This window comes from Corynebacterium sp. HMSC074A09 (genome assembly GCF_001811545.1).
Taxonomy (GTDB): Bacteria; Actinomycetota; Actinomycetes; order Mycobacteriales; family Mycobacteriaceae; genus Corynebacterium; species Corynebacterium hiratae.
Genome location: NZ_KV805146.1, coordinates 1 through 18,296, shown reverse-complemented (window position 1 = coordinate 18,296; position 18,296 = coordinate 1). Strand labels below are relative to the sequence as shown.

The 18,296-nt window shown below is 61.3% G+C and carries 21 protein-coding genes and 1 rRNA gene; 11 read left to right on the top strand and 11 right to left on the bottom strand.

Annotation, left to right across the window (positions count from 1 at the left end; genetic code table 11):
- The first annotated feature begins 354 nt into the window (after positions 1-354).
- The 3 genes from HMPREF2807_RS04900 to HMPREF2807_RS04890 are packed head-to-tail and all read left to right on the top strand — an operon-like array spanning position 355 to position 3,273.
- Positions 355-2,061 carry a carbon starvation CstA family protein gene (locus HMPREF2807_RS04900; RefSeq protein ID WP_070510873.1) on the top strand — a complete coding sequence of 569 codons (1,707 nt, stop codon included), beginning with the start codon at positions 355-357 and terminating at the stop codon, positions 2,059-2,061.
- Positions 2,051-2,308, top strand: a complete 258-nt coding sequence (locus HMPREF2807_RS04895; protein ID WP_046647629.1) for a cory-CC-star protein — start codon at positions 2,051-2,053, stop codon at positions 2,306-2,308. Before HMPREF2807_RS04900 ends, HMPREF2807_RS04895 begins: the two co-directional genes overlap by 11 nt.
- Positions 2,299-3,273 (top strand): ArsA family ATPase, encoded by a 975-nt coding sequence (locus tag HMPREF2807_RS04890; RefSeq protein WP_070510870.1) that lies wholly within the window; start codon positions 2,299-2,301, stop codon positions 3,271-3,273. The genes HMPREF2807_RS04895 and HMPREF2807_RS04890 overlap by 10 nt, the downstream gene beginning before the upstream one ends.
- On the opposite strand, the gene HMPREF2807_RS04885 is transcribed toward HMPREF2807_RS04890, so the two are convergent.
- Positions 3,270-4,166: a LysR substrate-binding domain-containing protein gene (locus tag HMPREF2807_RS04885; RefSeq protein ID WP_070510868.1), complete on the bottom strand. Its 897-nt coding sequence runs from the start codon at positions 4,164-4,166 to the stop codon at positions 3,270-3,272. The two genes, HMPREF2807_RS04890 and HMPREF2807_RS04885, sit on opposite strands and share 4 nt — an antisense overlap.
- A gap of 70 nt (positions 4,167-4,236) precedes the next feature.
- Here HMPREF2807_RS04885 and HMPREF2807_RS04880 point away from each other — a divergent pair, with 70 nt between their 5' ends.
- Together HMPREF2807_RS04880 and HMPREF2807_RS04875 are read left to right on the top strand one after the other, a co-directional pair.
- Positions 4,237-5,406 carry an MFS transporter gene (locus HMPREF2807_RS04880; RefSeq protein ID WP_070510866.1) on the top strand — a complete coding sequence of 390 codons (1,170 nt, stop codon included), beginning with the start codon at positions 4,237-4,239 and terminating at the stop codon, positions 5,404-5,406.
- Positions 5,399-6,691, top strand: coding sequence for a copper oxidase (locus tag HMPREF2807_RS04875; protein WP_070510864.1), 1,293 nt, complete (start codon positions 5,399-5,401; stop codon positions 6,689-6,691). Before HMPREF2807_RS04880 ends, HMPREF2807_RS04875 begins: the two co-directional genes overlap by 8 nt.
- Positions 6,692-6,817: 126 nt before the next feature.
- On the opposite strand, the gene HMPREF2807_RS04870 is transcribed toward HMPREF2807_RS04875, so the two are convergent.
- Positions 6,818-8,254: a TM0106 family RecB-like putative nuclease gene (locus HMPREF2807_RS04870; protein WP_198531376.1), complete on the bottom strand. Its 1,437-nt coding sequence runs from the start codon at positions 8,252-8,254 to the stop codon at positions 6,818-6,820.
- A 75-nt stretch (positions 8,255-8,329) separates the two neighbouring features.
- On the opposite strand from HMPREF2807_RS04870, the gene HMPREF2807_RS04865 reads away from it, so the two are divergent.
- Both HMPREF2807_RS04865 and HMPREF2807_RS04860 read left to right on the top strand, forming a co-directional pair.
- The gene (locus HMPREF2807_RS04865; RefSeq protein ID WP_070510862.1) at positions 8,330-8,962 is read left to right on the top strand and encodes a DUF6474 family protein; all 633 of its coding nucleotides are present in this window, start codon (positions 8,330-8,332) and stop codon (positions 8,960-8,962) included.
- 315 nt (positions 8,963-9,277) lie between these two features.
- The gene (locus HMPREF2807_RS04860) at positions 9,278-9,595 is read left to right on the top strand and encodes a histone-like nucleoid-structuring protein Lsr2 (RefSeq protein ID WP_070510860.1); all 318 of its coding nucleotides are present in this window, start codon (positions 9,278-9,280) and stop codon (positions 9,593-9,595) included.
- On the opposite strand, the gene HMPREF2807_RS04855 is transcribed toward HMPREF2807_RS04860, so the two are convergent.
- Positions 9,592-10,230, bottom strand: a complete 639-nt coding sequence (locus HMPREF2807_RS04855) for a LuxR C-terminal-related transcriptional regulator (RefSeq protein ID WP_046647640.1) — start codon at positions 10,228-10,230, stop codon at positions 9,592-9,594. The genes HMPREF2807_RS04860 and HMPREF2807_RS04855 overlap by 4 nt on opposite strands.
- Positions 10,231-10,266: 36 nt before the next feature.
- Positions 10,267-11,439, bottom strand: a complete 1,173-nt coding sequence (locus HMPREF2807_RS04850) for a sensor histidine kinase (protein ID WP_070510858.1) — start codon at positions 11,437-11,439, stop codon at positions 10,267-10,269.
- On the opposite strand from HMPREF2807_RS04850, the gene HMPREF2807_RS04845 reads away from it, so the two are divergent.
- Complete coding sequence (locus HMPREF2807_RS04845; RefSeq protein ID WP_070510855.1) at positions 11,438-11,992, top strand: DUF2020 domain-containing protein; 555 nt, start codon at positions 11,438-11,440, stop codon at positions 11,990-11,992. The genes HMPREF2807_RS04850 and HMPREF2807_RS04845 overlap by 2 nt on opposite strands.
- Positions 11,993-12,026: 34 nt before the next feature.
- On the opposite strand, the gene HMPREF2807_RS14020 is transcribed toward HMPREF2807_RS04845, so the two are convergent.
- Positions 12,027-12,179, bottom strand: coding sequence for a hypothetical protein (locus tag HMPREF2807_RS14020; protein WP_168166775.1), 153 nt, complete (start codon positions 12,177-12,179; stop codon positions 12,027-12,029).
- Entirely contained in the window at positions 12,179-12,937 is a 759-nt protein-coding gene (locus HMPREF2807_RS04840) for a class E sortase (protein ID WP_070510853.1), read from the bottom strand. The genes HMPREF2807_RS14020 and HMPREF2807_RS04840 overlap by 1 nt, the downstream gene beginning before the upstream one ends.
- Before the next feature lie 66 nt (positions 12,938-13,003).
- On the opposite strand from HMPREF2807_RS04840, the gene yidC reads away from it, so the two are divergent.
- Positions 13,004-13,990: a membrane protein insertase YidC gene (yidC, locus tag HMPREF2807_RS04835; RefSeq protein WP_070510850.1), complete on the top strand. Its 987-nt coding sequence runs from the start codon at positions 13,004-13,006 to the stop codon at positions 13,988-13,990.
- On the opposite strand, the gene HMPREF2807_RS04830 is transcribed toward yidC, so the two are convergent.
- From HMPREF2807_RS04830 to HMPREF2807_RS14015, 4 genes are all read right to left on the bottom strand, one after another.
- Entirely contained in the window at positions 13,947-14,555 is a 609-nt protein-coding gene (locus HMPREF2807_RS04830; protein ID WP_046647650.1) for a TetR/AcrR family transcriptional regulator, read from the bottom strand. The genes yidC and HMPREF2807_RS04830 overlap by 44 nt on opposite strands.
- Before the next feature lie 68 nt (positions 14,556-14,623).
- Positions 14,624-14,884 carry a GlsB/YeaQ/YmgE family stress response membrane protein gene (locus HMPREF2807_RS04825; RefSeq protein ID WP_010188457.1) on the bottom strand — a complete coding sequence of 87 codons (261 nt, stop codon included), beginning with the start codon at positions 14,882-14,884 and terminating at the stop codon, positions 14,624-14,626.
- 139 nt (positions 14,885-15,023) lie between these two features.
- Positions 15,024-15,920, bottom strand: a complete 897-nt coding sequence (locus HMPREF2807_RS04820; protein WP_046647652.1) for a universal stress protein — start codon at positions 15,918-15,920, stop codon at positions 15,024-15,026.
- Between the two features lie 46 nt (positions 15,921-15,966).
- Positions 15,967-16,107, bottom strand: coding sequence for a hypothetical protein (locus HMPREF2807_RS14015; RefSeq protein WP_175973861.1), 141 nt, complete (start codon positions 16,105-16,107; stop codon positions 15,967-15,969).
- On the opposite strand from HMPREF2807_RS14015, the gene HMPREF2807_RS04815 reads away from it, so the two are divergent.
- Together HMPREF2807_RS04815 and HMPREF2807_RS04810 are read left to right on the top strand one after the other, a co-directional pair.
- Positions 16,043-17,095, top strand: coding sequence for a pseudouridine synthase (locus tag HMPREF2807_RS04815; protein ID WP_083306683.1), 1,053 nt, complete (start codon positions 16,043-16,045; stop codon positions 17,093-17,095). The genes HMPREF2807_RS14015 and HMPREF2807_RS04815 overlap by 65 nt on opposite strands.
- Positions 17,096-17,249: 154 nt before the next feature.
- A complete protein-coding gene (locus HMPREF2807_RS04810; protein ID WP_070510846.1) occupies positions 17,250-17,498 on the top strand; it encodes a hypothetical protein in 249 nt (82 codons plus the stop codon).
- A gap of 539 nt (positions 17,499-18,037) precedes the next feature.
- Here the strand turns inward: HMPREF2807_RS04810 and rrf are convergent.
- Positions 18,038-18,155, bottom strand: a 5S ribosomal RNA gene (rrf, locus tag HMPREF2807_RS04805).
- Positions 18,156-18,296 lie beyond the last annotated feature (141 nt).

Genomic DNA, 18,296 nt, shown 5'->3' with positions numbered 1-18,296 from the left:
CGCGTTTTCAACAAGCTGCAGGCCTTTGCACAGGACTCCTGCTCCCGGTGCGCGAGGCGAAACTGCCCGAGTTGCCAAAGTTATGCGCCGCCATTGCCGATCCGAGGGGGATCTTCGTCATGTAGGGCAGTTGGCCTATCGGTCAAGGCAATCCGCAGCCCGTGAGCGGTGATGAACCACACCCCCTTCTGCCCCACCCTTCCCTATAGGGATTTAGAAATTAAACCCACCTTCGCAAAACAGCTATGGCATAATTCACACCACCTGCACACAGGGATGCGTATTACAGGCTTGCTCTCAAAAGACGAGTCGACGTTGATGCGACATCTCAATTGACTCTCTTCAGGTGGTTTTGTGAACTCACTTCTTCTCGTCTTTATCGGACTCGCCATGATGGTGGCGGGCTACCTGCTGTACTCCCGCTTCCTTGCGTCGAAGGTGTATCAGCTCTCTGATAATTTCTCCACGCCCTCCCACACCATGGAGGACGGTGTCGACTACGTCCCTACTAACAAATACGTGCTGTGGGGCCATCACTTCACCTCGGTCGCGGGTGCTGCACCCATCATCGGCCCCGCCGTCGCCGTGATTTGGGGCTGGCTACCAGCCTTCCTCTGGGTCACGCTCGGCACGGTCTTCTTTGCCGGAATGCATGACCTGGGCGCGCTGTGGGCTTCCCAGCGCCACCGCGGACAGTCCATCGGCACGCTCTCTGGGCGCTATATCGGCGCCCGCGGGCGCGCGCTCTTCCTCGTCGTGATCTTCCTGCTGCTGCTCATGGTCAACGCGGCCTTCGCGGTGGTCATTTCCAACCTGCTGATTTCCACGCCCACCGCCGTCATCCCCACCTGGGGCGCCATCCTCGTCGCCCTGCTCATCGGCCAGGCCATCTACCGCTTCCGTTGGAACCTGACCATCGTCTCCATCGTGGGCGTCGCTGCCTTGTACGCGCTGATGATCATCGGTGACCGCGTCCCGCTGGCCCTGCCGGAAACCGTCCTGGGCATCCCGGACCGCGGCGTGTGGATCATCCTGCTCTTCGTCTACGCCTTCATCGCCTCCCTGCTGCCGGTGTGGGTCCTGTTGCAGCCGCGCGACTACATCAACGGCCTGCAGCTCTTCGTCGGCCTCATCATCCTCTACGGCTCCTTCCTTATCACCCGCCCCGAGGTTGTTGCACCGACCGTGTCGGATCACGTCCCTGACAACACACCAGGCATCTTCCCGCTGCTCTTCGTCACCATCGCCTGCGGCGCCGTCTCCGGCTTCCACGGCGTGGTGAGCTCCGGTACCTCTTCCAAGCAGCTGGATAAGGAAACCGACGCCCGCTTCGTCGGCTACTTCGGCGCCGTGGGCGAGGGCCTCCTCGCACTGGGCACCATCGTCGCCACCACATCCGGTTTCAAGACCGCCGCCGATTGGGAGGCCGTCTACAACGAGTGGAACGCCGGCGGCGTCGGCGCCTTCGTCCAGGGCGGCGGTGCCCTCATGAACGAAGGTTTGGGCATCCCCACCTCGCTCTCCGCCACCATCCTGGCCACCATGGCCGTGCTTTTTGCTGCGACGACGATGGACTCCGGTGTACGCCTGCAGCGCATGGTGGTCTCCGAGGCCGCCGAGCTCATGGGCATCAAGCTCAGCGGCCTGGTTGCCACCATCATCGCCGTCGGCTGCGCTTTGGGCCTGACCTTCTCCACCGGTGTCGACGGCTCCGGCGGCATGCTCATCTGGCCGCTCTTCGGCACCACCAACCAGCTCATGGCAGGCCTGACGCTGTCCATCATCGTGGTCATCCTCACCCAGCTGCGCCGCCCGACGTGGCCAGTGCTGCTCCCGTTGATTTTTGTTACCGTCATGTCTCTGTGGGCGGCGGTGCTGCAGCTCAAGACGCTGTTCCAGGCCGGAAACTGGCTGCTGCTCCTTATCGATGGCGTCATTATCGTCGCCGCCATCTGGGTCATCGCCGAAGCCATCGCCGCCATTTCCCGCGCCCGCAAGGCCCCGCAGGTGGTATGGAAGGACGAAGACATCGAGCCGCCCCTGCCGGTCAATGCTCGATAAACTGAAGGCCTTTGGGCGCGGTCTAGACGAGTTCTACTCCGCGCCCTATCGGCGTTCCTTCGCTAAGGCGCAGCAGGAGGAAGACGACCTCTTCATGCTGCTTATCCTCTCGGAGGCCCTCGGCCTGCCGAATCCCGCCAGCTATTACACCTTGGAGCTACTGCCGCTGATGTACGAAGATTTCCACGCCTGGCACACGCGCATGGGCATGGAGCGCTCACCTTTGAACGGAATCTCATGTTGCTAGCCCCCGTCATGTTCTTCGGCGGCAAGGGCGGAGTGGGTAAGACCACGCTGGCCACCGCCACCGCGCTGCGCCTGTCCCAGGAAGGCAAGCGCGTGCTGCTGGTATCTACCGACCCGGCGCACAACCTGGGGCACATCTTTGGCACCGCGCTTTCCGACGTCCCCACTACCGTCCGCCCCCACTTAAGCGTCATCGAGATCGACCCGGCGCGGGCGACGGAAGAGCACCTAGAGGGCGTCGCCAAGCAAATGCGTCGTTTCATGCCAGAACGCCTCCACCGCGAGGTGGACCGCCACCTGGACCTGGCCCGGCACTCGCCCGGCACGCACGAGGCGGCGATGCTGGAGCGCATTGCGCAGCTCATCGAAGAGCAGCAGGATGGTGGAGGGTTTGAGCACATCATCTTCGATACCGCCCCCTCCGGGCACACCGCCCGACTCATGGCGCTGCCGGAAATCATGGCCGCGTATACCGATGGACTGCTCGCGCGGCGCGAGAAATCCGACAAGTTCGGCGCGGTGGTGCGCGGCATGACCTCAGCGGAGAAGGCCGTTTCCGCCAGCTCGCAGGACCCCGTGGACCGCCGCAACCAGGAGATACGGTCCACGCTGCTCAAGCGCCGCCGCCGCTTCGAGCGTTTGCGCGCCGTGCTTTCCGACGAAACCACCACGTCCTTCTTCCTCGTCCTCACCGCCGATCGCACCCCGGTGCTGGAAACCGCCGAGTTCTTCGCGGACCTGAGTTCCCATGGCGTGCACTGCGGTGGGCTGCTGGTCAACCGCCGCACTCCGGAAAGCACGGAAGAGTTTCTTCAACAGCGCCGCGCCTCGGAGGATGCGGCCCTCGCGCTGCTCGCTGAAAAGCTGCCGGGCCAGCCGGTGCACACCTTGCCCTGGCTGCCGCATGAGGTATCCACCCCCGAAGCGCTCGCCGCTCTGGCCGCTGAGCTCCCCTTCGGCAGCTAGTCGGCCTCGACCAAGCTACCGCCCTCGGCGGTGCGGGTCACGACGAAGTCCTTGAAGTGCTCGACCGGCGGGGCATCATCGCCCTCCCGCCACACCAGCCCCAGCTCACGGTAGGCCGCGGGCTGCAGCGGGATGGGGTTGCGGGCTTTGAGGTACGGGTCATCGAGCGGCAACAGCGCCGATCCCAGGCCAGCAGCCACGAGGCCGGCCACGGTGGTCAGCTCCATGGATTCGAAGACGAGGCGCGGGGTGAATCCGGCTTCGCTCGCCAGGGAATCCAGCAGCATACGCGTTCCATAGCCGGGCAGCATGCCGATGAAGGGCTCCTCCCGAAAATCTTCCATGCGCACGCTGTCTTGTCCTGCCGCCCAATGCCCTTCCGGAACCGCGAGCCCGAGGCGCTGCAATTTGAGCTGGTGCCAGCCCACGGCCCCCGGGGTGGTGGGGCGGGGGCCAACGAGCGCGAGATCTGACTCCCCGGCCGCTACTCTCTCCACGAGCTCACGTGCCGCGCCCTGGTGCAGGCGGATGTCCACGTGAGGGTGTTCGGCGCGATAGGCCTTGAGCAGTTCCGGGACCATCCACGTGCCCAAGGAATGCATGAAATCAAGGCGCACGGTACCGCGCTCCGGATCCATCAGCCGGGCCACGGCGTCGCGCGCGGCGGTCTCCGCCATGAGCATCCGCCGGGCATGCTCCACGAATGCCTGGCCGCGGGCATTGAGCCGCAGGCGCCGGCCGCTGCGCTCGAAGAGGCTGGCCCCCACCTCCGCCTCAATGCGCTGCACGCGGCGGGTCAGCGCGGATTGGGAGAGCCCGAGGGCGTCGGCAGCCGCGCCGACGAGGCCATGGTCGGCCACGGCGACGACGCCGCGCACATCCTCCAGATTCATGCACACCTCGCATGTTTTACGTAACTTTTAGACATTTTACACATAACCCGCGCTAGGCCATGCTTGATGCATGACCAGAACGCGGCGCGCCACCATTGCCATGCTCTTCGTGGGCTTGGCAATTTTTTCTTGCCTCTACCCCACCCAAGCTATGCTTCCCACCCTGGTGGAAGACATGGGTATGTCCCCCACGGAAGCCGCCATGACCATCTCCGCGGCCACCGGCGCACTGGCCATCTGCGTGATCCCCGTGTCCATCATCTCCGAGCGCATCGGCCGCGGAAAACTGCTGCTCGTCTCTACCATCGCGGCCACGCTCATCGGCATGCTCGTGCCGCTGGCGCCCAATCCGGAGATACTTATCGCCACCCGCGCGCTCCAGGGCGCCGTCATCGCCGGCGCACCCGCCACCGCCATGGCCTGGATCTCGGAGGAGCTGGAAAGCTCCTACGTCGCCCGTGCCATGGGGTTGTACATCGCCGGCACCACCATCGGTGGGCTCACCGGCCGCCTCATTCCCACCGGGCTGCTCGAGCTCACGTCCTGGCGCTGGGCGCTGGCGGGCTCTAGCCTGGTCACGCTCATCCTGGCCATCATCGCCGCGATCTTGCTGCCCTACCAGCAGAACTTCACCCCCAAGGAGATTCACTTCCGCTCGGAGCTGCGCGCCATCTTCCGCCATGCCCGGGATACCCGCCTGATTCCCTTGTTCATCGTGGCCTTCGTGGCGATGGGAACCTTCGTGTCCCTCTATAACTTCTTGGCTTTTCGGCTCATCGACCACTTCCACCTCGCGCCCGGTTTGGCCGGCTTGGTCTTCCTCTTCTACCTCACCGGCACGTGGTCTTCGGCGCGGGCGGGCCGGTTGGTCACGCAGGTCGGCCACGCCAACACCTTGCTGCTGTCCTGCCTGCTTTTTGCCGTGGGCATCGCGCTCTGTATGGGGGCACTGATCCCCACCCTTCTCGGCATCGTGCTCTTCACCATCGGCTTCTTCGCAGCGCACTCCACGGCCTCGGGGTGGGTGGGGCATATCGCCACTCACGACCGCGCTGAGGCCTCCAGCCTCTATGTCTTCTTCTACTACCTGGGCAGTTCCCTCCTGGGCGCGCTAGCGGGCGTGCTCTTTGATTTCCTGTCGTGGACCGGCTTCATCGCCGTCTACGCCGCCCTCGCCGCGGGCATCGCGGTGTTGAGTTGGGTTGTGAGAAAACCGGATAAACTCGTGTTTTATGGATAAGTGGTCGCCGCGCACATGGCACAGGAAAGCATCCCGCCCGGTCAGCCTGTGGATGATGGTCTTTCTTCTCGCGGGCGCAATCCATACCTTTATCCCGAATTACCGGTGGGTCCTCATCCACCTTTTCACGCTCGGCATCCTCAGCAACAGCATCGTGGTGTGGTCCCAGCATCTCACCGAGAAGTTCGTGCAGATCAAGGTTCCGATGTCAGCCCGCCCTCGCCAGCTCGCGCGGATTTATCTGCAGAATGCCGGCGTTATCCTCACCCTCGTGGGCCAAATCCTCAGTGAATATTGGGGCCACCACTGGGTGCTCACACAGATAGGTGCCACACTTGTCGCGCTCGCCGTGGTCTGGCACGGCGTGGCCCTCTTTGCCTTATGGCGCCAAGCGGAATCCAAAAGATTCCGCCCTGTCGTTGCTGCGTACGTAGCCTCAGCCTTCTTTCTTGCCGTTGGTGCCACTCTTGGTGCCTTCCTCGCGACGCACCCCTCCCATCCGCGCCTGCTCATCGCGCACGTGGCCGCCAATATTGGTGGCTTCGTGGGTCTGGCGGCGGCCGGCTCACTCACCATCTTGTTCCCGTCCATCTGGCGCACCAAGGGAACCAATCCGCGCATGGGCCTGAGCTTCACGCTGTTGGCGCTGGGCGTGGTGACCACCGTGATCGGCAGCGCGTGGAATGTACCGCAAGCGGGCCTCATCCTCTACTGCGTCGGCTGGGCGCTCAGCCTGCAGAGCTGGTTACTCAATGTCCTTAGCGTGTTCCGGGAACCACGCGGGCGCATCACCTTCCCGGCGCTTTCTGTGCTCTTTTCCTGCTTCTGGCTGCTCGGCGGTCTGGTGTATTACACCACCCAGCATTTCTTCTCCAGCGAGCCACAGATTCCCATGCTCGCGCTCGTCGTGGGGTTTGGCGCCCAACTGCTCATCGGCGTCATGGGCTATATGCTGCCCACCACGATGGGCGGCGGCCCTTCAGCGGTGCGGGCTGGCCTGCGCGAATATAACCGCTGGGGGCTGGGGCGCTCGGTCTTTATCAACGGCGGGCTTGCCCTGTGGCTTGCCACCTCCAGTTCCCTCACCATGGTTGCCGCCTCCCTGCTCTGCCTCGGTTCCATGGCCGTCCTCCCCATCCTCACCGCCCGCGCGGTCAAGGCCCAGAAAGCCGTGCTTCTCAAGAAGGCCGAAGGCCCAGCCCCAACGAGCACAACGGACTGGGACCAGGTGTGGGTGGCGCTTGCGGTGCTCATCATCCTCGGCGGACTCAGCCTCATCCTGTAAATCCCCAGACCTCGATCCCGCAACCTCCTGCGTGGGCAGTGGGGCGTCGGCAAGCGCTTGGCGACGCCCACCTGCAGGTTGCGGGTTTCAGGTCTGGGGACTTGCAAAACGGGAAGGCAGAAGAAGCTAGGGCTCGAGGGGAGGCACGCCCGGCGAGCCGTGAGACATCCACTCGCGGACGGCATGGGTAGCGCGCACATCGCCCGCGTTGTAGCGCAGGATCTGCGCACGGGCGGCGGCATCCCCGGCAAGCGCGGCGCGGCGGGCGTTAACGGATTCTTCGCCATCAAACTCTTCCGGCCATTCGAAACCCGCAATGGGAGCCACGGTCTTCAGACCCAGCCCCGCAGTGCCAGCGAAACTGCGTTTGACGTGGACAAACATATCCACCCATTCCTCCGAGGAGATGAACTCCTCCACCTCCTGCAGATTGGGCTTAGAAAAACGTTGGGCGGATCTGCGCATCCAATGGTTCTCCCCATGGGCGGAGTAGCAGTAGGCTGCGAAGGTCTTTCCCGCCGCATGTGCGTCAGCACGAACCCCCATGAGCCACTCCCAGAACTCAGCAAAATTCTCTGCTTCCGCCCGGCCGCCGAGCGGCTCCCACGTGGCAAAAGAGTGATACTCACCGTCCAGGAGTGCACCCCACAGGTAGGCGCCTTGATCCAGGTAGGCCTCCATATCGACGTCGACTTCCACATCCGCGCGAGGAACGCTGACCTGCCCGCGGCGCAGCAGGGGAATGCCTTCGCGCCAGGCGACGGCGAGGGCGGAGGGGGCGCCGAGGGAGGCGTCGATAAGCCCTTGCACTGTCGTAATGCCCCGCTCGCGGTAGGGGTTGGCGCGGTCGCCCGGCAGGAAAAGGGAAATGTCATCGCGGACTTCCAGCTCTTCCCGGCACAAGGGCCAAAAGCGGCAGGAGGCGCACTCCTTGACACGACGCGGGCCCGCGGGCAGCGGTTGCGCCAGTGCCTCATCGATGGCAAAACGCGAGGTATCCGTGACAAAAGCCTGGCTGCGGTCCTGCCCAATCGCCGCGCCCCTGCCAGAATTCAGCCCCACTTCTTCCAAGCCCCGGGCTGCCAGCGCCAAACGGTAGCCGTCGATGGCGTGATGCCGAATCTTGTATTTTGCCGGCAAGGGCTCGCTCAACCCCAAGCGGTGGGTCGGCACGACGAGCGCACACGAGGCCTCATGCCGGCGCGCCACGCGGTGATCGGAGACGATGACAGGGCTATACATTTCGCCGTCCCGAACGAGGAGCTCCACGCGCACCATCCACTCTTCGGTGGAAAAGACGGCGTTGGTGATGTGCGTATACCCACGAGCTAGAGCCTCCAACGTGGCCAGGGCCCGCTCGAAGTCGCTACCCTCCAGGTCAATGCGGCGAAAACGGCCCGGCCCCTTTGCGGGAAGGCGGCTCAAGGCAGCATCGATAGCCGCCGCGTGGCGTTCCGCGCGGGCCTGACTTACCGCGGTACGTGGGATCTCGGGATGCGCGCGGCGCTGCACCAAGCGATAACGGCAGCCCACAAGATCCGTGGCGACGAGCACATCCTTCACAGCAGGTGAGCTTAGTAGACCACCTTGCTAGAGTTGTAGCGAGACCCTAAGGAAAGATAATTTAAGGACGTTTCAATGGGCATTATGAAGAAGATCCGCAAGGCCCGCCGTGAGGCCCGTGCTGAGGTTAAGGCCGCCAAGACCCGTGTAAAGGCAGAGGTCAAGGCTGCTGATAAGTCCAAGCACCGCCAGCAAAAGCTGTTGGCTAAGCAGGAGAAGGCGCTTATCAAGTCTGAGGAAAAGGGCCTGAAGAATCGCCGCAAGCACGAATACAAAATGGCCAAGAAGGAACTCGAACGCATTAAAGAAGGCCGTTTAAATAAGGGCAACGTCAAGCGTTATGCCGGCGCCCTGCGCACCGCCGCACCTCTTCTTTTGCCCCTGATTTACCGCGGCATCACCGTTGCCCAGCGCGAGGTTGAGAAGAAGCGCGCGCACAAGGCTGGCGTCAGCGCTGAGCAGCTGGCCTCCTTCTCCGGCCACGGCGCACCGCTAAAGGCGCGCACCGCCGGCATCCGCAACTCCCTGAAGGACGCCCAGCTGCCCGCCGGCTTTAAGCGCGACGTCAAGGAGCGGCTCAACGAACTTGATTCCGCAATCGACAATGCGGAATACATGACTGAGCAGCAGCGCCAGCGCGCACACCGCTCCATCTCCGGCGAGATTGATTCCCTCAACGATGAGATCCAGTCCAAGCTGGGCGCATAACCCTTCGCACCACAGCTTCCAGCCTTCGATCCCCACATTCCCCGCCTCCTAACAAGGGCGGGAAAGCGGATCGGAGGCTTTTTCTTTCGGGTTTAAAATCAGCCTTTGTTACCGGCCAGAATATTGCTTCTCCTAGCGCCCCTTAACTGTGTCGCAGACGTGGTTTTGCTCTATAGTCAATAACAAGAGAAGGTTCTTTTAATGACTTTCTCTTTAATCCGTTAAGTTACTTAAAGTTTAGGCTTCCGCTCTTGTGGTGAACGATGAAGGAAGCCCAAGCACAGAACGATCAGATTACAGATCGAATGGAGAATCATGGCACGCCGCGAAATCACCCAGTTTTTTGACGACATTGATAACAAGCCCCTCAGCGAGGAAGAACTGATTGTCATCCGCTTCAGCGTTGACGGTAAAGACTATCTCCTCGATGTTTCCCAGGAGAATGCCGATAAGTTCCACGCCGCAATGGAACCTTTTGTCAAGGCCGCCCGTCACCCGGTGAAGAAGGACACCCGTCACTACAAGCCGGCCGATGTCCGCGCCTGGGCCGCCCAGCACGGCTACCAGGTCGCCGAGCGCGGCAAGATCCCCAACGACGTCATCCTGGCCTACCGCGACGCCAACAACCTCTAAAGAACGCCCTGCTCGCGGGCGGCCGCCACGGCCGACGTGCGCGAGCGCACTCCTAACTTGTCATAGATGTGGACGAGGTGAGACTTCACCGTCGCCTCCGAAAGCATCAGCTCCACACCGATCTCCCGGTTGGAGGATCCCGCCGCGACCAGCTTCAGTACTTCCAGCTCGCGCGGGGTAAGAGAGGTGCGCGGCGTGCGCACGCGGGTCATCAGCTTATCGGCCACCACCGGCGAGAGCGCCGAATCACCGTCGGCCGCCGAGCGCACCGCCGCGAGCAGCTCCACCGGCGGCGCATCCTTCAGCAAGTAGCCCACCGCTCCGGCCTCAATCGCCCCGAGAATGTCCGCGTCAGTGTCGTAATTAGTGACCACGAGCACCTTGGGCGGGTTCTCCATGGAGTAGCGGATGGCGGCGGTCGCCTCCGCGCCGCCCATGACGCGGGTACCTTCAATACCCGCTCCAAAACGCAGATCCATGAGGAGGACGTCAATGCCACCTGCCTGCGCTGCGGAGACGGCGGCTTCGGCGGTAGCTACCTCGCCCACCACCTCGATATCCTCAGCCCCCTCGAGCACCGAGCGTAGACCTAGGCGTACGATCTCGTGGTCGTCGGCAAGCAAGACCCTAATCACGGGCTTCCTCCTCATTGGTACGGTGTGGACAAATTCCTAATCTACATCGTTATCTAAGGGCACACTAACTGAGACCGCCGTGCCGCTGCCTGGGGTGGATTCAATCACGACCTCTCCGCCGAGCTCCTCGGCACGCCTGCGCATCGCCGATAGACCAATATGCCCCAACCCCGCCGGCTTATTCTCCACTGCCTCGACATCAAAGCCGTCTCCATTGTCCACCACGTCCACGCGCACCTCATCCGGCGCATAGGTCACCGTCACCCGTGCCTTGCTGGCGTGGGCATGCTTGACGACGTTCCCCATCGCCCCCTGCGCAATCCGCAACAGTGCTGCTTCCACCTTCATGGGAAGTTGCTGGACATCGCCTTCAACGTCCACGGAAACATCAACCCCACCGGTGGCCGCGAAGTTATCCGCCATCCTGGTCATAGCTGATTCCAGGGAGGTTTCCGATAACGCCGCCGGCTGGAGTGCTGCGATCATGGCACGCGCCTCGTGGAGGTTATCCGCCGCGGTGCGCCGGGCGAGTTCAATGCGCTCCTGTGCCTTGGGGATATTCTCTTGGGCCAGGTCGCGGTCAGCGGCGTGCAGAAGCATCTGGATGGAGGACAGGCCCTGTGCCAGAGTGTCGTGGATTTCGTGGGCGATGCGCTGGCGCTCGGCTGTCATACCGGCCGTGCGCTCGGACTCCACAAGTTGCGAACGGGTCTTCACCAATTCTTGGTTCATACGGCTCAGCGCCCGGAAGGCATAGGTGATAGCGATCGTCACCAGGGCCGATACCGCTGGGCCCATGACGCCGCCGAAGGACAGCCCGCCCGGTACCTGCACCAGCACGGTCATCACCGTGGCCGCGATAACGCAGATGACGCCGGGGATCATCTCCAGTACGTAGAGGTACACAAAGTACAGGGAAAACACGAGGTAGATGGCCGCAGGCGCCACAGCCAAGTCGGCAAGCCACAATACCGTGAGGATGACTATCCAGCCATAACGCGCGATGCGCGGCAGCGTCTCCAAGTAGGCTGAGCCCCCGAAGTACACCACGGCGAAAGAAACCAAGAGCAGCAGGTTGAGCACGCCCTGCCACAGAGGTAGGCGCACCGTGGTAAAAATCGCCACCACCAGCAGCGTCGCCGTCAGGACGTGGATACCGTTGCGCAGGGCATCCGATTCAACCGAGCGCTGGTCTAGTGTGGACGTCATGCGCCACAGCCTACTTCCCCCGCTTGCCGCCTGCCTGATCGGCATCGGCTTCGCCGCCGCGGGGTGCTCGGATGCAGACGACCCCACCCCCAGCACCCCGGCCGCAAGCCCTGCGCCACCCACCGACGCAGGCGATGGCCTGCCCATCGACGCCACAGCGGAGGTCAGCGACTGGGAAGACTGCCCCTATCTGGATACCCAATGGGTGGCCGATACGAACGGGCAGAGGATGACCCGGTGGGGCGTCGACAAGCGCTTTGGCACCCCCGCCTGTGTGTTCTGGTCCTACCCCGAGGAGCCACAAGTCACCGTCCTCATCCGCCAGATGCCCAGCGTGGAGGAAGCGCGCGCGGTCGTGGACTGGGCCGCCCCTGTCGAGGACACGGAGCTTGCCGAATTCGATGGCTGGTCGGGCGGGCGCGGCGTCTTTGAGGATCACTCGGTCTTCGCCGTGCAGAAGGACAACCACGCCGTGGTGGTGTGGTCGAACCAGCTGCAAACGCTCAAGCCCCAGCTCATAGCGCAGGAAGCGATCAACCGTTTAGGCCTATAAGGACTAAACGTATAAGGCCTAAGCATTTAATGGTCTAAACAGCGACGTCGTTATAGGGCATCTGCGCTGCTACCCAGGGGAACACAACCTCCATGAGCAGGAAGAAGACCCCCACGGCAAGAGCCAACGCCAGCACGGCCTTTACCGCGGTGGGGCCGGGTAAAAGGTTCCACAATGCGCGATACATTAGTTCACCTCCAAGACGGCGGGGCGGTCATTGTCATCTGAGCCGGGCTTCTTAGCCTCCCGGTCGGTCTCCATAGCGTGCACGATCATGCGCTCCGCATTTGAGAACTGCGGATGACACGTCGTGAGCGTAAGCAAGGATTCGCTCGGCTCAACGCCCTCCGCCCCGGGAACAGGTTGGAGCACGCTCACATCGCCCGGCAGCGTGATGTGGCGGCCTTGAACCGGCTGGTACTCCGGCTTGGCTTGCTGCTCTGGGCTGAAGCACTCCCCCGGGGAACCGTCGATAGGCAGCACGCGGTAGGTGATCCACTCCGTCGCAGTTTCGATGACGATGGCATCACAGGTGTGCAGGTTACCCAAGTCATTAAAGGGCGCGCCCTTGCCCACGCGGTGTCCGGCCACCGCAAAGTTGCCCGGCTCACCGGGCATCTGCGTCTCGGTGTAGCGCCCCGGTCCGCGCAGCAAATCATCCTCGTTGGTGCCTTCGAGGACCGCGAAGGCGAAGTCCGAGCCGAAGGCAGGGATATAGAGGCGTGCAAATGCCTCACCGAGCTGCGGGGCATGGCCAGCGCCGCGCGGATTGTGCCACTCCTCCTGTAGCGTCTCGTTGGCTTCGTCCTGTAGCTTGCCGGAGGCGATGTTGGTCCAGTAGGACTCGTAAAAAGCAAAGAGCAGCAGCAGCACGCCGGCCGTCAGCATCAGCTCACCGATGACGGAGCCGACGGTCGTTCGCGTGCGCGCGGTGGGGTGGGGCATACTCACTACCCTAGCCTCCCTGTAACGTGTAAGTGCCCCACCACCCTGCAGAAAGAGGAGTAGGCGATGATCGAAATCTTCATGTATCCGGTCTCCGGAATCATGAAACTCTGGCACCTCCTGTTAGGCGCTTTCTTCTCCGGCTCCATGGCATGGATCCTCACCATCGTCTTCCTCGTGCTGACGGTCCGCGGGTTCATCGCACCGCTGAACTGGCTTTCCGTGAAGCAAGGCCGCATCGGAGCCCTCATGCGCCCAGAGATGACTGAGCTCAACGCGCAGCTCGCTCGGGCCGACACCGTCGATGAAGCCGTCGCCGTCCTTACGCAGCAGCGCGATCTCAAGAAGCGCTTTCAGCACAACCCGCTGGTGGGTTGCTTCCCAGCCTTCCTCATCATTCCCGCCTTCATTGGTCTCTACCAGGTGGTCCTTAGGGTCTCGGGCTCCGCGAATGAGCCGGTGGGAATGCTCACGCTTGACGACGTCTCCTCTTTCCGCGCCTCCACCATCTTCTGCGTTCCCCTCACCGATTTCGCCCGCGAGCACCGCGACTTGGTCCTGCCGATGCTCATCGCGGCACTCGTGTTTACCTCCCTCAACACGCTCATCACGCTCTACCGCGGCTACCTCACCACGCTTTTCGACGAAAAGATCCCTCGCCGCTTGCTGTGGTTTATGGCCCTCATGGTGGTTCTTATCCCGTGGATGCTGTGGATGGTGGCCTGGAACGGCCCCATCCCCGTGACCATCATCTTCTACTGGGGCTGCTCCTACCTCTTCACCTTGCTACAGACGGGCGTGTACGAAGTCATCTTGCGCAAGCGCTACCCGCTGCCGGAGGCCGTCCACGAGCAGCGCCGTGCCAGCATCCAGCGCTGGCGCACCAAGGAAAAGAAGCGGGAGAAGAAGGCGGCTAAGCAGCGGCTCAAAGAAGATCCGGGGCATAAGGAAGAGCTCGCCGCTAACCGCAAGCGCCACTCAGAGATCGTGGCGGAGGCACGAAAGATTGTTAAATCGAATAGTCGGCAGGAGGGGCCGACAGAAGCCGAATAGCCAGCTGCTTGGCCGTTACGAGCGGGGCGACGTCGCGGGTAAGGCGCGCGCCGGCAAGACCACCATCAAGGAAGATGAGAATTTCGCTAGCCTGCTCCTCTGAGGGGTAGCCATTCTTAGTGTTGAGGAGTGCTGTGACCGTGGAATGCATCCACGTGCGGTGCTCAACGCAGGCGGCCACGATGCCGCGCTCGGCATCAGTTTCTGGCCGCGGATACTCGCCCGCAGCGTTGAGGAAGTGCGAGCCCCTGAATTCCATGGAGGGCTGCTCCTCGATGGCCTTGTCGAAGAAGGCCAGGATCTTGCTTTCCGGGTCTGTCGCGTCCTCGGTGCGCTTTTGCCAATCGGCGCGATACTCCTCATCAAGGGCCTCAACGTACGCGATAACGAGGGCGTCCTTAGAGCCGAAGAGGGAATACAGCGATGCCTTAGCGACATCCGCCTCACGCAGGATGCGGTCGATGCCGATGACGCGGATTCCTTCGGTGGTAAAGAGCCGCGTGGCGGATTCGAGCAGTCGGCTGCGCGGACTCGGACGATTGCGTCGCGACTTCTTTTCGGCCATTTCTTCTCCTCACATGACAAAACCGGTTCATCTACACAATATAGACAAACCGGTATGTATGCGAATTATTATTTCTTGCGGCCCGTAATGGCTCCCACAATCCACAGCAGGATACAGGCGCCGACCGTTGCCGTAATAATCATAAGGAACCAGCTATCACCAACACTCTTATTAAAGAGCGCAAGCAAGCCGCCACCAATCAAGCCGCCGATAACACCAACAATGAGGTTAGTGAACAGCCCCTGATCGCGCTTCATAATCTTCTCAGCGAGCCAGCCCGCAATGATGCCGACAACAATCGAACCAAAGAAACCGAGACCAAGTCCCATGTCACTCACTCCTTCTAGTAACAGTAAATAGCTTTTATTTACGTTCTCCCCACCGTACGCGTTAAAACACCAAAACGACTCGGGCTTACCACTTATCCAGTAAATGGGCCCGAATCGTTATAGCGGGGTTATGCGAAGGTTACTCGGAGTCCGGACGAACCACCATCATCGGGCACGGAGCGGACTGCAGTAGCGCGCGGGAGGTGGAGCCAAGCAGCATGCCCTTGAAGCCACCACGGCCGTGGGAACCCACGACGAGAAGCTGGGCGCCCTCAGAAGCCTCTGCCAGCGCACGGACCGGACGGTCGCGGGCAATAACCTTCTTGACCTGTACCTCCGGGTACTTTTCTTGGAACTCAGCTAGGCGCTCGGTCAGCAGCTCTGCCTGCTCCTTCTCCACCTCAGCCCACTCGGCCTGCGCAGCGGAGAGGCCGGCCAGAGAAGCCTGCACCTGCATATCCATCCAGGTGTGAACGGCAATGAGCTCCGCGCCGCGGGCATCGGCTTCCTTGAAGGCGTAATCGGTTGCCTTCTGGGAAACCTCGGAACCATCGACGCCGATGACAACCGGACCGTACTTGGTGGACTCAGTGACGTGGTTATCTTCACGGACTACAACCACCGGGCAGGATGCGTGGGAGACGACGGATGCGGACACCGAGCCCATCACCATGCCGGAGAGACCACCCATACCGCGGGAGCCCATGACAATCATGGTGACGTCCTTGGACATCTCCAGCAGCATGTCAATCGGGGAGCCCTCAGCCACGGTGTGGCCAATCTTCAGATCCGGGGCAACCTTGTGGGCCTCGGCGCGGGCATCCTCGATCTTCTCTAGGGTTTCCGCCTGGAGGTCATCAAAAAGCTCCTTCGGCGGAACCATGCCTTCGGCGTAGAGGAACTGCGGCATCGTATAGCTCGATGCAATACGCAGCGGGATACCCCGCTTTACCGCGGTATTAGCAGCCCAGCGGACGGCGTTCTTCGACGCTTCCGAACCATCAACGGCTACGACGACAATGTCTTCCTTTGCCATGACCTTTCCTTTCGAAGTGCTTACACTTCCAGTCTAATACCTATTACTAGACCTGTGGGGCGGTAGCAGCGTCCGCGTTCGCAGGGAAGAGGATGTTGTAGGCGGCCACGACAATGTCACGAATGACGGCACCGATACCATTAGAGAAGAAATCGATGACGGGTGCGAGAATAGAGTTAAAATCCATGGGTCAAAGAATATCGCAAAAAAGGCGTGGCGCAACACCACTTCCTATCCGTGATGGGCTAAACCCCACCCACGCCCGCGTGCCTGAAGGCCCGATTACCGCGTGGAACTTCGTTCACCACCTCATCGCCACTCAGCGCCACCGTCACCCCGACGACAACGAGGCCGCACTACAGGCCCGCTTCGACGCAGACGAAGTTGTGCGCCAAGACGGCACCCCTCTTAGCCCCGATAGCATCCTCACCACCAACGCGATGGTGTACTTCTACCGCATGCCGGCTCCCGAAACTCCCGTCCCATACGACATACCAATCCTCTTTGAGGACGAGCACCTCCTGGTCGTCGACAAACCGCCCTTTATGGCCACCATGCCCCGCGCCCGGCACATCACAGAGACTGCAACCGTTCGCCTGCGCCGGATGACCGGAAACAACGAGCTATCTCCCGCGCATCGTCTCGACCGGCTTACCTCCGGCATCCTCGTCTTCACGAAGGACCGCTCCGTCCGAGGTGCCTACCAAACGTTGTTTGCCGAGCGCCGCGTAAACAAGACCTACGAGGCCATCGCGCCGCTTGCCGACGTCTCCCCAGGCACCATTTGGCGCTCCCGTATGGAGAAGACCCCGGGGGAATTGCAAGGCCGCATCGTCAAGGGGGAAGTCAATGCCATCACCGAGGTCGCCGGCGTGGTGCCCGTAGATAAGGCCCCCTACGAGTCCATCCACGGTTCACTACCAGAGCTCGGGAAGTACACCTTAAAGCCGCAGACTGGCAAGACGCATCAACTCCGATTGCACATGCTCCAGGCAGCAATACCCATTATTGGGGACCCCATCTACCCCGTCATCTACCCGGCAGAAGCCGAGGATATGCGAATTCCCATGCACTTGACGGCGACGCACATTTCTTTTGCCGACCCCGTAACCGGCTATACCCGTGAGTTTCACTCTCGATTACCCCTACATACCCATAATCTTCTTCGCCCGTAGTTTTGGCCCCAGTACCCAAAAAGGCTGGGCCAAGCAACACTGCTGCCAAAGAATGAGGACGGAATTAGACCAGCACTCAAACCATTGCCTTTGACATGTTGGTCCGATAGCCTAGGACATCCCTATAATTCCCTATCCGAAAGGAACTGACACGATGAAGAAGTCCCTAGCTATCATCAGTGCCGCCGCACTTATGGTCACGGCGACACCCACAGCGACAGCCGAGGACGGGCTAGTGAACAACGCTCGACAAGGATCGTCTACTGATCTCAATGAACTCGTCGTCGACTCCCCCTTCTACGACATTATCGCTATTCCAGTCACGCTCTCATCGATCGCCCTTTCGTTCCTGGGCGTCCCTCAGTGCGGTTTGCACGACACCCGCGGTTGCGAGAAGGGCTAAGTACCACCGTCACCAAAGACAGCGCCTGTTCCTGTTTCCTGTAGATTTGGCCTTCGGCCCGCTTTTGCTGCGGCTGGGGGCTATTTTTGTTGTTCTCTACGAGGCAAACCCATCACTTGGGCGATGCGCCTAGGTTCAAGAATGCTGTAGCCTGCAAATGGTCCGGGGATGAGTGTCCTCAGCCGGCAAAGCTGTGTTGCTTGTTTGGGCGGCGGTGGATTCTTTGTGCTTGAGATAATTAGCGCGTATGACTCGTGCTCGGATCCGTTGCGGTCTATAAGCGCAGACGTGGAGACGTGGATGTGCAGCACGCAGGTCTGTGTTTTCGGGTTTGTGCTTTTGGGTTTTCTAGATGTCGCTTCCGGCTGCCGGATATGGCAGCACTGCTGTGCGACTGGCTTAGGTTGCCTTCAACGACACGTATACTCGCCCCCAGTGTTGCTTGGGGTGCGATGCGAAGGCCCGAAAACGCACCAAGAGCCTAGACATGGTGTGTCTAGGCTCTTGGTGAGATATATTTAGTTGTTTGTTTTGTTTGGTGTCGGCGGTTTCTTACTCTCCCACAACCTCCCGGTTGCAGTACCATCAGCGTTAGCAGGCTTAGCTTCCGGGTTCGGAATGGGACCGGGCGTTTCCCTGCTGCTATAGGCCACCGACAAACACACGGAGCAAATTCTGGTTGCTGGTGTTGTGTCAGATACTGTGTAGTGGACGCAAGCGACAGTGATTATTGTCTTGTTGTGTTTGTTGTTTACACACCCCAGTTGGGTGTGTGTGTTTGTTTTGGTCTATTAGTAC

Bases quoted from the DNA above. Each gene is read 5' to 3' on its own strand.
- HMPREF2807_RS04880 (WP_070510866.1), top strand. From the start codon at position 4,237: ATGACCAGAACGCGGCGCGCCACCATTGCCATGCTCTTCGTGGGCTTG.
- HMPREF2807_RS04850 (WP_070510858.1), bottom strand. From the start codon at position 11,439: ATGACGTCCACACTAGACCAGCGCTCGGTTGAATCGGATGCCCTGCGC.
- HMPREF2807_RS04890 (WP_070510870.1), top strand. From the start codon at position 2,299: ATGTTGCTAGCCCCCGTCATGTTCTTCGGCGGCAAGGGCGGAGTGGGT.
- HMPREF2807_RS04815 (WP_083306683.1), top strand. From the start codon at position 16,043: ATGACGGCACCGATACCATTAGAGAAGAAATCGATGACGGGTGCGAGA.
- HMPREF2807_RS04830 (WP_046647650.1), bottom strand. From the start codon at position 14,555: ATGGCCGAAAAGAAGTCGCGACGCAATCGTCCGAGTCCGCGCAGCCGA.
- HMPREF2807_RS14015 (WP_175973861.1), bottom strand. From the start codon at position 16,107: ATGGATTTTAACTCTATTCTCGCACCCGTCATCGATTTCTTCTCTAAT.
- HMPREF2807_RS04885 (WP_070510868.1), bottom strand. From the start codon at position 4,166: ATGAATCTGGAGGATGTGCGCGGCGTCGTCGCCGTGGCCGACCATGGC.
- HMPREF2807_RS04840 (WP_070510853.1), bottom strand. From the start codon at position 12,937: ATGCCCCACCCCACCGCGCGCACGCGAACGACCGTCGGCTCCGTCATC.
- HMPREF2807_RS14020 (WP_168166775.1), bottom strand. From the start codon at position 12,179: ATGTATCGCGCATTGTGGAACCTTTTACCCGGCCCCACCGCGGTAAAG.
- yidC (WP_070510850.1), top strand. From the start codon at position 13,004: ATGATCGAAATCTTCATGTATCCGGTCTCCGGAATCATGAAACTCTGG.
- HMPREF2807_RS04860 (WP_070510860.1), top strand. From the start codon at position 9,278: ATGGCACGCCGCGAAATCACCCAGTTTTTTGACGACATTGATAACAAG.
- HMPREF2807_RS04820 (WP_046647652.1), bottom strand. From the start codon at position 15,920: ATGGCAAAGGAAGACATTGTCGTCGTAGCCGTTGATGGTTCGGAAGCG.
- HMPREF2807_RS04875 (WP_070510864.1), top strand. From the start codon at position 5,399: ATGGATAAGTGGTCGCCGCGCACATGGCACAGGAAAGCATCCCGCCCG.
- HMPREF2807_RS04825 (WP_010188457.1), bottom strand. From the start codon at position 14,884: ATGGGACTTGGTCTCGGTTTCTTTGGTTCGATTGTTGTCGGCATCATT.
- HMPREF2807_RS04895 (WP_046647629.1), top strand. From the start codon at position 2,051: ATGCTCGATAAACTGAAGGCCTTTGGGCGCGGTCTAGACGAGTTCTAC.
- HMPREF2807_RS04865 (WP_070510862.1), top strand. From the start codon at position 8,330: ATGGGCATTATGAAGAAGATCCGCAAGGCCCGCCGTGAGGCCCGTGCT.
- HMPREF2807_RS04810 (WP_070510846.1), top strand. From the start codon at position 17,250: ATGAAGAAGTCCCTAGCTATCATCAGTGCCGCCGCACTTATGGTCACG.
- HMPREF2807_RS04845 (WP_070510855.1), top strand. From the start codon at position 11,438: ATGCGCCACAGCCTACTTCCCCCGCTTGCCGCCTGCCTGATCGGCATC.